The organism is Nostoc sp. FACHB-888 (assembly GCF_014696655.1).
GTDB lineage: Bacteria > Cyanobacteriota > Cyanobacteriia > Cyanobacteriales > Nostocaceae > Nostoc.
Genome location: NZ_JACJQM010000010.1, coordinates 70,160 through 84,719, shown reverse-complemented (window position 1 = coordinate 84,719; position 14,560 = coordinate 70,160). Strand labels below are relative to the sequence as shown.

General features: G+C 39.0%; 14 protein-coding genes and 1 pseudogene. 9 read left to right on the top strand and 6 right to left on the bottom strand.

The genetic code is table 11. The annotated features are described in order from the left end of the window. Nucleotides 1-60: 60 nt before the first annotated feature. Nucleotides 61-1,140 (bottom strand): recombinase RecA, encoded by a 1,080-nt coding sequence (gene recA / locus H6G26_RS08905; protein ID WP_190728906.1) that lies wholly within the window; start codon nt 1,138-1,140, stop codon nt 61-63. A gap of 525 nt (nt 1,141-1,665) precedes the next feature. Between recA and H6G26_RS08900 the strand changes: the two genes are divergently transcribed. After that, nucleotides 1,666-1,977, top strand: a complete 312-nt coding sequence (locus H6G26_RS08900) for a hypothetical protein (protein ID WP_190728905.1) — start codon at nt 1,666-1,668, stop codon at nt 1,975-1,977. Nucleotides 1,978-2,321: 344 nt separating this feature from the next. Here H6G26_RS08900 and H6G26_RS08895 read toward each other — a convergent pair. After that, a pseudogene (locus H6G26_RS08895) lies at nt 2,322-2,879 on the bottom strand (hypothetical protein); the annotation flags it as partial. A gap of 597 nt (nt 2,880-3,476) precedes the next feature. On the opposite strand from H6G26_RS08895, the gene H6G26_RS08890 reads away from it, so the two are divergent. The 5 genes from H6G26_RS08890 to H6G26_RS08870 all read left to right on the top strand — a co-directional run bounded on the left by H6G26_RS08890 (nt 3,477) and on the right by H6G26_RS08870 (nt 9,369). Further along, on the top strand, nt 3,477-4,229 hold the full coding sequence (locus H6G26_RS08890) for a response regulator transcription factor (protein ID WP_190728904.1): 753 nt from the start codon (nt 3,477-3,479) through the stop codon (nt 4,227-4,229). 53 nt (nt 4,230-4,282) lie between these two features. Next, entirely contained in the window at nt 4,283-5,602 is a 1,320-nt protein-coding gene (locus H6G26_RS08885; protein WP_190728903.1) for a PAS domain-containing sensor histidine kinase, read from the top strand. Nucleotides 5,603-5,638: 36 nt separating this feature from the next. Further along, on the top strand, nt 5,639-6,307 hold the full coding sequence (phoU, locus tag H6G26_RS08880; RefSeq protein ID WP_190728902.1) for a phosphate signaling complex protein PhoU: 669 nt from the start codon (nt 5,639-5,641) through the stop codon (nt 6,305-6,307). 671 nt (nt 6,308-6,978) lie between these two features. Continuing rightward, nucleotides 6,979-7,608 carry a Crp/Fnr family transcriptional regulator gene (locus H6G26_RS08875; RefSeq protein ID WP_190728901.1) on the top strand — a complete coding sequence of 210 codons (630 nt, stop codon included), beginning with the start codon at nt 6,979-6,981 and terminating at the stop codon, nt 7,606-7,608. Nucleotides 7,609-7,740: 132 nt separating this feature from the next. After that, nucleotides 7,741-9,369, top strand: coding sequence for an iron uptake porin (locus H6G26_RS08870; protein WP_190728900.1), 1,629 nt, complete (start codon nt 7,741-7,743; stop codon nt 9,367-9,369). An 82-nt stretch (nt 9,370-9,451) separates the two neighbouring features. Here the strand turns inward: H6G26_RS08870 and H6G26_RS08865 are convergent, their stop codons facing one another. Next, the gene (locus H6G26_RS08865) at nt 9,452-9,712 is read right to left on the bottom strand and encodes a hypothetical protein (protein WP_190728899.1); all 261 of its coding nucleotides are present in this window, start codon (nt 9,710-9,712) and stop codon (nt 9,452-9,454) included. Nucleotides 9,713-9,973: 261 nt separating this feature from the next. Between H6G26_RS08865 and H6G26_RS08860 the strand changes: the two genes are divergently transcribed. The 3 genes from H6G26_RS08860 (at nt 9,974) to H6G26_RS08850 (ending at nt 12,854) form a co-directional block, all read left to right on the top strand. Then, nucleotides 9,974-10,576 (top strand): DUF3318 domain-containing protein, encoded by a 603-nt coding sequence (locus H6G26_RS08860; protein ID WP_190728898.1) that lies wholly within the window; start codon nt 9,974-9,976, stop codon nt 10,574-10,576. 129 nt (nt 10,577-10,705) lie between these two features. Then, complete coding sequence (locus tag H6G26_RS08855) at nt 10,706-12,250, top strand: hypothetical protein (RefSeq protein WP_190728897.1); 1,545 nt, start codon at nt 10,706-10,708, stop codon at nt 12,248-12,250. A 412-nt stretch (nt 12,251-12,662) separates the two neighbouring features. Continuing rightward, on the top strand, nt 12,663-12,854 hold the full coding sequence (locus H6G26_RS08850; RefSeq protein WP_190728896.1) for a hypothetical protein: 192 nt from the start codon (nt 12,663-12,665) through the stop codon (nt 12,852-12,854). 209 nt (nt 12,855-13,063) lie between these two features. Here the strand turns inward: H6G26_RS08850 and H6G26_RS08845 are convergent, their stop codons facing one another. The 3 genes from H6G26_RS08845 to H6G26_RS44235 form a co-directional block, all read right to left on the bottom strand. Continuing rightward, entirely contained in the window at nt 13,064-13,462 is a 399-nt protein-coding gene (locus tag H6G26_RS08845; protein ID WP_190728895.1) for a hypothetical protein, read from the bottom strand. A gap of 394 nt (nt 13,463-13,856) precedes the next feature. After that, nucleotides 13,857-14,096: a hypothetical protein gene (locus H6G26_RS08840; RefSeq protein ID WP_190728894.1), complete on the bottom strand. Its 240-nt coding sequence runs from the start codon at nt 14,094-14,096 to the stop codon at nt 13,857-13,859. A gap of 95 nt (nt 14,097-14,191) precedes the next feature. Next, complete coding sequence (locus H6G26_RS44235) at nt 14,192-14,374, bottom strand: hypothetical protein (RefSeq protein ID WP_347242448.1); 183 nt, start codon at nt 14,372-14,374, stop codon at nt 14,192-14,194. Nucleotides 14,375-14,560 lie beyond the last annotated feature (186 nt).

The following is a 14,560-nucleotide window of genomic DNA, read 5'->3' as shown; positions in this document are numbered from 1 at the left end:
GTTAGTTGTCTATGTAACCCACTACATATTAAAAGTTGCAAATTAATAAATCCGCATTTTTTATTCTTCTGGCTCTAAATCGATATCTTCCTCTTCATCTTCTTCACTGGCTTTAGCTACAGAGTTAGCAGAAACAACAGCACCCTTATCTAATTTTTCACGCACCAGTTTCTTGATTTCGTCAGCAAATTCAGGCTTTTCTTCTAGATACTTAATGGCGTTGTCTCGTCCTTGAGAGATATTATCGCCGTTGTAACTATACCAAGCTCCTTTGCGGACAATAATGCCAGTTTCTTCTGCTAAGTCGACAAGACAACCCAAGGTAGAAATACCTTTACCAAAAATAATGTCGAATTCAGCGATTCTGAAAGGCGGCGCTACTTTATTTTTAGCAACTTTGACTTTAACGCGGTTACCAAATTCTTCTGTACCTTTTTTCAGGGTTTGAATTCGGCGAATATCCAAGCGTACCGAAGCGTAAAATTTCAATGCGTTACCGCCAGTAGTAGTTTCTGGGCTACCGTAGGTAACACCGATTTTTTGCCGCAACTGGTTAATGAAAATTACTGTACAACCAGATTTCCCAATATTGCCCGTAATTTTGCGTAGGGCTTGGCTCATTAATCGCGCTTGCAGGCCAACGTGAGCGTCACCCATATCGCCTTCAATTTCAGCACGGGGAACCAGTGCTGCTACTGAGTCAATGACTACAATATCAACCGCAGCAGAGCGAACAAGCTGATCGACAATTTCCAAAGCTGATTCGCCTGTATCAGGTTGGGAAATCAGCAAATTGTCAATATCTACACCCAATGCCGCAGCATAAGTAGGATCAAGGGCGTGTTCTGCATCAACAAAGGCTGCAACACCGCCATTTCTTTGCACTTCGGCGAGCGCATGTAGCGCTACTGTAGTCTTCCCGGAACTTTCCGGCCCATAAATTTCGATTACCCGCCCCTTGGGTAAACCACCACCCAATGCTAAATCTAGGGTAAGCGCTCCACTGGAGATAGTCTCCACCCGCATCCGGGTGGCATCGCCCAGGCGCATGATTGCTCCTTTTCCAAAGCTGCGCTCAATCTGGTTGAGCACCATCGTCAGCGCTTTTTGCTTGCCTGAAGTATCGGTGTTGATAGCCATTCTTGTCTCTAATGCCTCTAAATATATGGTTTTAAGGAGTGTTGCTCTGGGAGTTTGAGTAGAACAGATATACTATTTTAACCAGAAAATTCTGGAATAGGGCTTCTCAAATCAAAAAAGGGTCTGACAAGATCGTAACTCGATCGCTACTAGATTAGGTTAGTCTTGCACAATGATACCAACTTGCATTCAGAGATAGCTTTTTTTGGCTAGGTAAGCAAGGGGTTTTCAATAAAAAATTATCTAAACAACTGACCTTATACACTGTACATAATGAGACTGCTTTGTTTTAGAAAGAGAAAACCTGTATTGCGGTGCGATGTTTGTTAAATCTCCATCACCCACTACAAAAAACTAGGTAGTCTCCAGTATTGATAAGTTTAGTAAAGTTACCGTTATGCTTGAATCCGGTTTCTTGCTAGAAAGATAATGTACTAATAATATAGTAATATATGATACATAATTTATCTTCAGCAAACCTGATTGTAGGAGACAGGAGGCAGGGAGTCACTTCATCTGCACTTAATGACCCCTGCCCTGTTGTTGAGCGTAGTCGAAACACCGCCTCCTACCTTCGATAAATTAGAGTCTATTAAGCTACTTGAAAGTCACGGATGGACAAAAGCAGATGCTATGTGTTCTTTGGAAGTAATTGACTTTAGTGCCAATCCTGATGAAATTACCATTCGCAGAGCTATTTCGCCTTTTGCTGGTTCTGAATTAACTAAGCGTCAGCGCCTTCAAGTTGCCCAGAAAGGGCTAGTGACGAGGAAAACCAGAGAGATTGAGTTAAAGGATAAGTACAGACCTGAAATTTTCTACAATATGTTTCCGTAATCCACAATACCTGTAATGTAGATAACATTGTAGAAAATTTTAAAATTTAGTATAGCATTATGTCTAGTCAAAAACAAAATTCCAATCAGACATTTAAGCAAACACAGGTTAACGCAACAAAGAAGAAGAAAGCACAACCTCCAGTGGATATCAACAAACCAGATAAAACTGAATAAAAAGCGTTATAGCTCCTTGTAGAGACTTAAATTAAGTCTCTACAATTTTTATCAAAAATAAATCAGCTTATTTGTTTTTAGCTTGAGTCTTTGCTTGTTCTAAAGCTATCTCTTTAATTGGCTGATATGAATTAACATTTGAAGTACCTTCAATAGCTTTCACTGCCAAGTAGTTTCTAACTTGTACTGGGATTCTTCTTGTTCTTGCTGGCGATCTTTAGCTAATAAATCGTTATATGCTTGGAGTTGTTCTTCATACTCTGCTTGCTCTTTTTGCCATTCTTTGCGCCTGATTGTAATTTTTTTCTCTAGTGTTTCTCTTTTGCTGATAATATCTTGTTCTAGGGTTTTTAATTTTTCTTGGTGTTCTTGACTTAAAATATCTAGAGTATCTGCTACAACTCTGATTTGTTGAAGCTCTTGTAGACGTTGAGTTTCAATTTCTATAGCTCGGTTCAATTCATCTAACTTGGAATTTTCCTGAGCTAGTTTTTCAGATAATGCATTGAGAATACTGCCAAACTCTAATTGTAAATCAGCTAAACCTTTAACAATACTATCAACTGTATATGCAGAGGCTGCTTACAGAATTTCTTGACTTTTTGCCTTTTCTGCTTGCTCTTGTTTGGTTGCTATTTTGGATTCCAGCTTTTTTCTTTGAATAATAATTTGTTGAAATGCTTGCATTAGTTGTTGTTTGCTGTCCTTGACTCCAACTGTAGTCATCTTCCAACTCCCTTCAATAGGCAATGATATATTGGGTAGCAAGCCATACCAAGAACTACCCTATGCAGACATCAGAGTAGCTTTTAAATCAACATTTTTAACGCCGTGTAAATACGGAAATCATCACCATAAGACACTTAGGAAGTACAAATTTTCCACATATATGTCTTTATGCTTTTCAGATATAGCAGATTGCAAGTAAGTGAGGTACAAAATGCAGGATTCACGCATCTGAATATAAAGAGTTTTTATCTCCTACCTCAAAATCCATAACTTTGTACTTCATGCAAAAGAAAACTGCTGTATAGTTTTCCTTTGATTAAGTGTAGTATTTTTGTACTAAAGAAAATATACTCAACTTCATCTGCTTTTGTCAAGACAACCCTTCATGTAATTGCGTCAGACTATTAGAAGTTTGCAGCCACATTGATTTTTGATTTTTGGAAGCCGCTTAAAAGGGTGCTGTGACGTATGTTACTTTTTGTAAAGAAAATCTAAAAGAATTAACCCTAGTGGAAGCACGGTTGCAGTAAGGCGAGATAATAGATTCAATCATTCCAATTGATACAAGCACAGTCCCAGACTTTTGTGATATCAATGTATACCACTGAATCGACCAAATATTCTGCTAGAACCGATATTGGACAAGCCAGCCGGATTCTAGTAGTAGAAGATGAAGAATTAATCCAGGAGATGCTAGCTGTAGCCCTGGAAGAGGAAGGTTATGGGGTGACAACAGCACCCGATGGACGGTCTGCTGTAGAGTATCTCAAAAGTTTTGAAACCAATTCAGGGGAACTTCCCTTTGATTTGCTCATTCTTGATTTGATGCTGCCTCAAATCAATGGGCTAGATATTTGCCGTTTGCTGCGTCATCAAGGAAACCCAGTACCTATTTTAATGCTCAGTGCTAAGGGTAGTGAAACTGACCGCGTCCTGGGGTTAGAGGTCGGAGCAGATGACTACCTGACTAAACCCTTTAGTATGCGCGAGTTAGTAGCTCGTTGTCGTGCTTTACTCCGTCGCCAACGCCTAAGTAATTTACCACAACTCCCAGTATTAAAATTTAAGGATATCACCTTGAATCCCCAAGAATGTCGTGTGTTGGTTCGTGGTCAAGAGGTGAGTCTTTCCCCCAAAGAGTTCCGCCTGCTGGAATTATTTATGAGTTATGCCCGCCGGGTGTGGTCACGGGAGCAATTGCTAGATCAGGTTTGGGGTCCAGATTTCGTCGGTGATAGTAAAACCGTAGACGTTCACATTCGGTGGTTGCGCGAAAAATTAGAGCAAGACCCCAGTCATCCCGAATATATTGTGACTGTAAGAGGTTTTGGCTATAGGTTTGGATAATTAGTTTAGATAGTTGTTAGTTTTTAGTAATCACCAAAAAACTAACAACTCAAATGCTTTTATTGGGATTTTTTCTAGGTTTAGCGGTAGGCATTGGGTTTTGGGTTTGGCAACAGGTTCAACTTAACCGCTACCTGAGGCGCTTACTCCAACCGTTAACCTCGCATTATCACAAGATGAGACTGCTACTGATTCCTGGGTTGCGGCAGAAAATAGCGATGGTGAAGCAGCAACAGCAAGATTTGCAGCAGTCGTTGCAAACTTACAAAGACCTTTTAGATTTTGCACCACTGGGATATTTGCAGGTGGATGAGGAAAATCAACTGCTGTGGTGCAATCGGCAGGCGCAGGAAATTTTATATTTGCAAAGGTGGCAACCAGAACAGGTGCGCTTGTTACTGGAGTTGGTAAGGTCTTATGAACTTGATCATTTAATTGAGCAAACTCGTGATTGTCAAAAACCACAGATAGGCGAGTGGATATTTCATCCATCTCGTGATGATGCGGCAGAGATGCAAACAATAAAATCTTTGGCTTTGCGGGCATCTAGCTTGCCTTTACCTAATGGTGAAGTAGGAGTCTTTTTAGAAAATCGTCAACCCCTATTAGATATAAATAAAGTACGCGATCGCTCTTTTTCTGATCTAGCGCATGAACTTAGAACGCCCTTGACTTCAATTCGCTTGGTTGCGGAAACTTTACAAACGCGCTTGGAACCACCTCTAAATCGCTGGGTTAACCGCTTGATGCAAGAAGTTGATCGACTGATTAACTTAGTGCAAAGCTGGCTAGACCTCACCCAAATGGAGGCAAACCCAACCATGCAATTGCAAACCAAAGCTGTAGAATTGCGATCGCTAATTACATCTGTTTGGGAAACATTAGAACCCTTGGCAGTGCGTCAACATCTGTCTCTTTCTTATTCTGGCCCAGAAAATCTTTGGATTAAGGCAGACCAAGCCCGTATTTATCAGGTTTTTCTCAACTTGCTAGACAATAGCATTAAGTACAGTCTGCCTTGTACAAGTATTCGCGTTGAAGCAAAAATCTTATCAACAAAGGATAATGATGCCGCTTCTTCAATCCTCGAAATAAATCTTATTGATTCTGGAGTTGGGTTTTCTGAGGCAGATTTACCTCACATTTTTGAGCGATTTTATCGAGGAGATAAGGCTCGAACCCATTCTTCACAAGATGGTAACTCTATAGGGGCGATCGTTGGCAATGGTTTAGGTTTAGCGATCGTTGAGCAAATTATTCTCGCCCACGGTGGTTCAATCAAAGCTATGAACCATCCAGAAACTGGTGGTGCGTGGATGCAAATCCAATTTTGTGAAGTTATGGCAAACTCTTTAAGCCAAGACTATAGTTAATAGTATCTTCTTCTCTTCACCTTTGAGACAACAAGTGTGAAAGCTGTCCATCATAGTCCTAATCCTCAAAGACCTCAACTCGCACGCGCCATTAGGCGCTTAGAACGCGATATATTACGCATGGGTGCTTTGGTAGAACAATCATTTCGCCTCAGCCACCAAGCGTTATTTGCTCGTAACTTAACAGCAGCTGAGGAACTTCCTCGATTAGATAAAAAGATTGATCGCTTTTATCGTCAAATCGAATCAGACTGTACGGCGATTATGACGTTGCAAGCGCCTACAGCTCAAGATTTGCGCTGTTTGAGTGCCTTTATGCAACTAGTGCGAGACTTAGAGCGCATTGGCGATTATGCTGAGGATTTAGCTGAGATTGCAATTAAAATTTTTCCTTATGCGCCTCATCCGTCAATGCCCGACATTGAAGCTATGTCTCTTCACGCGCAGTCGATGCTAGCAACTAGCTTGAAGGCTTTGGGAGATTTAGATGAAGGCGGTGGACGTCGTTTAAAGCACTTAGATGATACCGTAGACGATGCATATGATCGCGTTTATCAGACTTTAGCCCAACAACGCGATGTACCAGGCGTAGTCGAGCCAATTGTGCTGTTAGCACTGGCAATTCGTTGTCTGGAACGCATGGCAGATCATGCAACTAATATTGGTCAAAGGGTATCATATATTGTCACCGGTCAACGCTCTTAATTGACGGTTTATCAGTCCTTAGGCTAAAGCCACTATCTCTACAAAATAAAGGCTGACGACTCAAGCTACTTAGCACAGCTTTGCGTAAAACCGTGGCTTTTACCACGCCTTATTTCATGTCCGCCAAACTACCCATCATAAAAGAACCCCTCCCCGCCGGACTACGGTGTACACATAAGTTATCCGATTAGCCAAAAGTCCTCCAAAACCTCACGTTGTCGGGTTCTTCAGGTTTAATAAGTAATCAAGCGGACATCATACAAGGGTCATTTAGAAAGTAAAAATAGAACTGTAGCGACTGTCTTAAAACCCGTAGCTTTGTATTTCATGCAAAGGAAAACTACTGTATGTGTGCCTAAATACTTACTAAGCCTTAAGAAAATACTAAGTAATTAAAAAGTAAGTTTACTAAATATTTTACTAAAAGCTTACCTGTTCTTAAACTTGCACAATTAAAATTAGGAGATAAATAACTTAAAAATTCTGCTCTATCTTAGCTAATAAATCCCTCAAAGCATAAGTTGTTTCCATCAGAAAATTTTGAGCTAGTCTCTAGCTCTGGTTGAAAAAAAGACACCTTCAGATATATAGGTAAAGTTTGATACAAATTATTAGAGTTTCTTAATCATTGTAAATAGCGAGATTCCCTGATAATTATGTAGTTACGGTTAATGATGTATTCCACAACTCCTACTTCAAACTCTTCTGCTGTGTCAAATAGCTCTGCTTTGAGCGGACAATTACCCCAGCAGATATTTACTCGTCGGGAAGTAATTCCACTTCAAGATGATGTACTTTGGCGGATTGAGCACGGTGCAGTTCGTACCTTAACGTGGAGTGAAAATGGAACATTCATCACTCTTGGTTATTGGGGATTGGGGGATCTGATTGGTTATCCTTTGTCTAAAGTCAAGCCCTACCAGATTGAATGTCTCACAGGTGTGGAAATAAGCATTGTGCCACCTGATTTGTGGCATCAAGATATTAATGCTTTGTTATCTCATATTCAACAGGCAGAAAATCTACTAAGCATTGTGCATCGAAAACCAGTTTCGCTACGCTTATGGCAGTTTTTAGTGTGGTTAAGTGAAAAATTTGGACGTGATGTAGATAAGGGCAAGCTAATTGATCTAAATGTTACTCATCAAGATATTGCTGAAGTGTTAAATACCACGCGAGTAACAGTTACCCGACTCCTACAACAATTGGAAGAAGAAGGAACAGTTTTACGTCACAAACGCCGCATTATTTTGCGGTTACCAAATAAATTAATTAAAAATTATGATTCAGCACTATGCTAACCGACTTGCTTGTAATAATCACAGGTGATAAAGTATAATCATGATTGTGATTGTGTGTATAATCCCCGAAAATAAAGTGCCATAAGCATTTTATTATTACTGGATAATGTAGGTGTGAGTGAGAGTAATAACATGACAAAACAATTCTGGAATCTTATTAAGGTTAGTCCGGTTATTGTAGCTGCGACATTTTTTGCTGCCAATAGCGCCTTAGCTGCTGAAGTTAACGAACAAGTAACAAATGTTGCCCAGTTATCTGAAGCTCAAGATAACAACATGAGTCAGGTAACATCAGTTTCGCAATTTTCGGATGTGCAACCCACAGATTGGGCATTCCAAGCTTTACAATCCCTAGTTGAACGCTACGGCTGTATTGCAGGTTATCCCAACGCAACCTATCGTGGTAACCGTGCTTTAACCCGTTATGAATTTGCCGCAGGTTTGAATGCCTGTTTAGATCGGGTTAACGAACTGATTGCTACCGCTACTGCCGATTTGGTCAGCAAACAAGACCTGGCTACTTTACAGCGCTTACAAGAAGAATTTTCTGCTGAACTAGCAACTCTACGCGGTCGTGTTGATGCGGTAGAAGCCCGTACTGCTGAGTTGGAAGCGAACCAGTTCTCTACTACCACAAAGCTGGTTGGGGAAGCAATTTTCGCTGTGTCTGATGTTTTTGGTGAAAATAGAGCAGTTCCTGCTGGCGAACCTACTGAAGATTTAAATAGTAATACCACTTTTTCTGACCGCGTTCGTTTGAACTTGTACAGCAGTTTCACTGGTAAAGACCAGTTGCAAATCCGTCTGAATGCTGCCAACATCGTCCCTAATAATGGTGTGAGCGGTACTAACATGACCCGCTTGGGCTTTGACGGTGATAATGGCAACTCTGTTGTGATCGATAAAGTCAACTATGCTTTCAACTTGACTGATGCAGTGCGTGTCAAGGTTGATGCTACTGGTGCTGAGTTATATGAAAACGTTAATAACTTCAACCCTGACTTTGCTAGCTCTGGTAGAGGTGCTTTATCTCGCTATGGACGTTTTAGCCCCATATATCGTCAAGGTCAAGGTGGCGCTGGTTTGACAGTTACTTTCAATCCTACCGGCGCTATCAGCTTGAGTGGTGCTTATCTAGCTAGGACTGCTAATAATCCTACACTTAATAATGGGTTGGTGGAGGGCGATAATGCCATCTTTGGTCAGTTATCTTTCCAACCCACCAAAGCCTTTAATATTGGTCTAACTTACGCCCGCACTTATCAAGGTAATACTGTTGCCAACAACCTCTTCCAAAGTACAGGTAGTACTTTTGCAAACAATCCTTTTGGGAATAACACTGCTACTGAATCCAATAATTACGGTGTAGAAGCTACCTTCCAACTTAGCTCTGCGTTGGCTATTAGTGGTTGGGGAGGTTACACAACTGCCGATGCTAGGAATGGTGCTAATGCGGGTGCAGACGCAGATATTTGGTACTGGGCTGGAGCACTTGCTTTGAGAGACTTTGGTGGAAAAGGCAACGTCTTAGGTGTTATTTTTGGTCAACCACCCAAAGTTACTGGTGGTAGTATAAAAAATGTCGCCGCCAATGTTGAATTAGATGACAGCACATCTTATCACTTAGAAGGTCTTTACAAGTTCAAGGTTTCTGATAATATTCAAGTCACACCTGGCTTGTTGGTAATCTTCAATCCAGAGCACAACGATGCTAATGATACTGAATACGTAGGTACTCTACGTACTACCTTTAGCTTCTAAAATTGGTGATGAGAAATAAAGTTCAAAATTAGATAAACAAAAGCCCACCTTGAGGTGGGCTTTTGTTCAGGAAGAAAATTAACTATGTGGGATTATAATCTGGCTGACTAGATATATCTGTTGAGGGGCGATCGCTACTCCAAGCCCACCACGCAGAACCACAGTGACAGTAGTAAAACTCTTGCCATTTGCGACGACGGTTTTCTGTAAGTACAGGCGATCGCCGATTTAGCCAAACTTTTTCAGCTTCTCGGCTACTTGAGTGGCAATTAGGACAGCAAAATTCATAGGCATGTATTGCCTTATTCGTCCATTCAGGCGGAAGGGTAGCAAAAGCGTCCATGTAGTTACAAGTGTAGTTGCAATGGTTATCCAAAACTTTGAGGTTTTGAATTTAGCGGCAAACGGATACTATAAAATCCCGCCACACTATCAAACTGCTTGATCAATATTCTTATAGCTTGATTTGAATCTATTCACAAACCGCCATTTACTAATAAAATAACCATTTAGTAAAGATTGCCAGAGCATGTCACAAATCAAAGGTTAACACTAATGATAACTAAAATACTTCCCATGCACATTATGGCTAATAATTAAATTTATGGAGCCAAATGTTGAAATTCGCCGTTTGTTAGATGTGATGCCTGCTTCTGGTCGAATGACGACAAAAATCGTTAGTAAGCCAGAACAGGCAAAAGTGATTGACGCCTCCTTTCCCCAACCCTGGAATCAGGCGCGACCGATATATATTAATTTCGATTTGTGGCGTCGCCTGACAAAGCCGCAACGAGACTTGCTGCTGTTACAGATGGTTAGCTGGTTAACGGGCGTAAAGTGGTTTAAACCTAACATTTATCAAGGTGTAGTACTGGCAGGGCTGTTAGGCGGATTACTGGAAGCAGCACAGTCAGATGTGGTAGGTGTGGCCGTAGCCGGGGGATTAACTGCGATCGCTGCTTTTCGGATCTGGCGGACTAATAAATCTCAAGAGTCAGAGTTAAATGCCGATGCAGCAGCAATTCGTATAGCACAACGGCGTGGTTATTCAGAAGCTGAAGCAGCGGAACACTTGTTATCTGGAATTGAAGCAGTAGCCAAAATTGAAGGGCGTTCCAGTTTAAATTTTACCGACTTGATCCGTTGCCAAAACTTACGAGCGATCGCAGGTTTATCAGCAGTGGGTATGCCAGAAACTTATAAGTAGAAATGAGGAAGAATACATCGATTTTAATAGTTCAATAATCAGGATAACATTTATAAATAAGTTTATCCTCAAATTTTGATAGTATCTTTAAAATTTTTTTTATGCAATCAATCTCATTTTGAACTAATAATGCTAAACACAAAAATCATCAAATTTACTTCGAGATTACCTTTTCATTCTCCTTGGTTTATTATCATTATTTTTTCTGTTCTTGGTTTAATAGGTATTCTCAACCATTCAATGTGGCGAGATGAACTAAATCCCTGGCTTATTGTCAGAGATAGTGAGTCTTTTGGGGATTTGATTGCAAATATTCGTTATGAAGGTCATCCTGTCTTATGGTATTTTTCTCTGGCAATTCTGATCAGAATAGTTGATAACCCTATTATTATGCAAATTTTTCATTTGGCAATTACTGTTGCCTCGGTTACTCTATTTTGCTTATATAGTCCTTTTAACTATCAACAAAAGTTTCTGTTTTCATTTGGTTTCTTTCCTTTTTACGAATATCTTCTGATTTCTCGGAACTATGCCTTTAGTATGTTATTTGTCTTTGCCTTCTGTACACTTTTTTCTTCAAGAAAAATAACTTATGCTTATTTGGCAATTTTATTGGGTTTATTAGCAAATAGTAGTGCTTATGGTTTGCTAGTATCATTTTCTTTGTCATTGACTTTGCTAGCTGAATTTTGTTTTGATAGTGAACATCGCCAGCAGTATTTTAATCAAAGCAAAAAATACGATTTATTTTTAAGTATTGTAATTATCGCATTTTCGTTTATTTTATCGATTTATATTATTAGTCCTCCAACAGACAGTTATCTTCATGGTGGGTTAAATAATGGTTGGGTAATGCAATTAGATATCCGTCATTTCCTGAGAAGTATAGGTAGAATATTTGGTAGTTATTTATTAATTATTCCTCAACACAAAAAATGGCTGGATTTAATTGTTTGTGCAATAATTACTTTATTTATTGTGATTTTAACATTAATTAAATTATCTAAAAAGCCAGTTCCTTTCTTTTTCTATATTATAGGTAATTGTGTAATATTTGCTTTTACATACTTGAGATTTACAGGTATGCCTCGGCATTTTGGGCATTTTTATTTAGTTATGATAGCGGCTTTATGGCTGGGAAGTTATTATCAAGAGTCTACCGTCTTACTCAATAAATTTTCTATTCGTCCAAATTCAATTATATTTATTCAAAAATGGCATCATATCGCTTTGATGCTTATTTTTTGTGTCCAGTTTGGGGGAGGTATTTATAGTTTTTCAAGAGATTTAGTTGTACCTTTTTCTGCCAGTCGGGAAACAGCACAATATATTAAAAAATCTGGATTAGATAATGAGTTTATTGTTGCCAGTCGAGATGCAAATATGGCTCCTTTATCAGGTTATCTTAATCGGAAGTTTTACTATCCTGAGCTTCAAAGAATGGGAAGCTTTACCCTATTTAAAAAAGGTCGCAAAGATGTCGAGCAAGCTGAAATATTAAATCAAATTAATTCTATATTCAAAAATCAAGATGAGCAAAAGAAAATTTTGCTGATTTTAAATCATCAACTTACTGTCAACCGTAATGATTTGAAGATTTCTCCGCTTACAGATTTTCAGAGAGGCTGGGTGGATAGTGAACGATATTATCTTTATTGGGTAGATGAAGCATAAGGATAATGCGTTACATAATTTTGCAGTTTAATATGAGATAGGCTTTTTTGTACTGAAGCAATCAACATTTACACTTGATATATATCGCCATGAATCTTTGGGTTATCGAGTGGCAATCAATAGCAAAAAAACATCTCGTTAAAACTACAGCAATTTTTTACAAGCACCATATATTGCCAAAACACCGCAAAAATAACGCTTTTACGCCTTTTGAGCCAATATATCACGAGTGAGAACTAGCTGCGATGCGTGAGGCTAATCTACACTGGAATAAGAGAATGTATGTTTAACGAACTCAGATGTTCAAGACTGAGGAGCTTAGTCATACCTTCTCGGTGTTAGTTATGAAGTGCTTACCTCGTGTGGTAAAACTTAACTTAAATTCTGTCAGTTACTAACGGAGTTGATAGGAATGGGTAACTTTATTATTTTTGCCTTGATAGTAGTTTACGGAGGCGGCGTTTGGAAGTTTTGGAATGGGTTTACGCGGACTAATTTTAATCCAACTTTGACCAATCGCATTGGTTTATCTTTGCTATGGCCTGCTTTGTTTATTACAAATCAATCCTATCGCCGAAACTTTAGAAAAGCGTTGAAGGGCTAGAGTTTACTATTAAGTATAAAGTCATCTGAACCTAATGATGGCATACATCCCAATATAAATCTAACCCAGCAACCCCCTTTACCTACGAGGTAAAGGGGGTTGGATTTCCTCATCCAAAAAGCAGAGGGATTAGGGGAAGGATAAATTGCTAGTGTTTACAAGTGAAACCCATTAGCGGTTGGGAATATTTTAACCGATGAATTTATAAATTATTTGCCATTAGTGAGCAGATGTATTGCTGCACCTACAGCTGCGCCATCAACAGCATTTCCAAGGGTATCTTTGCTATTACCAGTAATCGCGCCAGTTACTGCGCTAGCGCCTGCACCAACTCCGACATCTTGAACAACGCTCCGGTTACGGCGATTCTTTCTCAGACCATTTGCACCATTAACAGCTGCACCAGTGACACCACCTCTTACAGCATTATTTAATACATTACGCTTTCCTCTAACTGCTCCGGTGACCACATTGGTAACAGCCCCAATACCTGCATCTCTTAATACTTGGTCATCAGCAGCAGCTGGTTTAGCAGGAACTAATGTGACACCAGCTAAACTTGCAGCCATGAGGCTAGGTAGAAGTGTGTGTTTTAGGATATTATTCATTGTGTTACCTTCTTAAAACATCAAACAATTGCATAAAGACAAAGTTACTGGAGTCATAGAAAATCATACTTTTTCAATTGAACAGCAGCAACTATCTATTGTTTGAGGACATATACATAATCGCACTTATAAAGTCATAACTGCATCACCTGAAAGCATGAATATAAATTAAGTCTTCAGAAGGCCTTGCTGACTCATTAGGCGATAATAGAGATTACACATTGACAAATTAAACTAAAGATGGACTATAGATTTTTAGGTATAAAAGTTTTATTTTTCCAGTACTAGCAAGCGGTTTGTAATGAAAAATCGTGTATTGTTTACCGTATCTATCTAAAGATAGTTGACAAAATAATTAAACTAACTGGTGGGGTTAATATTTAATTCCCTTAGTTTAGCGGACAAGCGTTGCGATCGCTGTAGCTCCTATCAATATATCTTGCTCTTGGATAGTAAAGCCCCTGCGTTGTAAGTCCACATATATTTCACACGCTAGCTTAATAATCTCTAAATGATCTATTAATAAAATTTTATAGGTTTGACAAAACTTATTAAACTCAGCTAACTGTCTAGTAGCATTGATAGCTAAAAGACCTCGTTTGACTTCATAGTAAGTTATGCAACTAATAAACACATCTTATTTCAGACGGCGAACTTCCTTAAACTTCTGATCTACAATTACATTTCTCTTCAAGATATAACTAACAATATTTGAATCTAGTAAATAACTCACCTTATTGATCTTCCTTCTACTGCTGCGTCAAAAATAGCTATTTGCTCCGGTGTTAAATCATTTAACGTACCTAAAACTGCCTCTAAAACTAAAATACTATCAATTCTGTCTGTCAAATCATCATCTTTAATTTCACTCATTTCTTTTGGTGAAAATTTTCTAAATAGTTCAACTAACATTTGGATCATTTCCCGTTGGTTTAACTTTACTTAATATAAATTATTACCTTTAAATAAATTTTCTACAATTGGCGATATCCGATTGATAAGTTCCTGATGATAGCTAAAAACTTCTTGCATAACTTCCTACTAATATTTAACTAATTATCTTAATTATAAACAATCTCCCCCAGTCCTCCTTTGCAT

Coding starts and splice junctions, on each gene's coding strand:
- recA (WP_190728906.1), bottom strand. CDS start 1,140: ATGGCTATCAACACCGATACTTCAGGCAAGCAAAAAGCGCTGACGATG.
- H6G26_RS08900 (WP_190728905.1), top strand. CDS start 1,666: ATGACCCCTGCCCTGTTGTTGAGCGTAGTCGAAACACCGCCTCCTACC.
- H6G26_RS08890 (WP_190728904.1), top strand. CDS start 3,477: ATGTATACCACTGAATCGACCAAATATTCTGCTAGAACCGATATTGGA.
- H6G26_RS08885 (WP_190728903.1), top strand. CDS start 4,283: ATGCTTTTATTGGGATTTTTTCTAGGTTTAGCGGTAGGCATTGGGTTT.
- H6G26_RS08875 (WP_190728901.1), top strand. CDS start 6,979: ATGATGTATTCCACAACTCCTACTTCAAACTCTTCTGCTGTGTCAAAT.
- H6G26_RS08870 (WP_190728900.1), top strand. CDS start 7,741: ATGACAAAACAATTCTGGAATCTTATTAAGGTTAGTCCGGTTATTGTA.
- H6G26_RS08865 (WP_190728899.1), bottom strand. CDS start 9,712: ATGGACGCTTTTGCTACCCTTCCGCCTGAATGGACGAATAAGGCAATA.
- H6G26_RS08860 (WP_190728898.1), top strand. CDS start 9,974: ATGGAGCCAAATGTTGAAATTCGCCGTTTGTTAGATGTGATGCCTGCT.
- H6G26_RS08855 (WP_190728897.1), top strand. CDS start 10,706: ATGCTAAACACAAAAATCATCAAATTTACTTCGAGATTACCTTTTCAT.
- H6G26_RS08850 (WP_190728896.1), top strand. CDS start 12,663: ATGGGTAACTTTATTATTTTTGCCTTGATAGTAGTTTACGGAGGCGGC.
- H6G26_RS08845 (WP_190728895.1), bottom strand. CDS start 13,462: ATGAATAATATCCTAAAACACACACTTCTACCTAGCCTCATGGCTGCA.
- H6G26_RS44235 (WP_347242448.1), bottom strand. CDS start 14,374: ATGTTAGTTGAACTATTTAGAAAATTTTCACCAAAAGAAATGAGTGAA.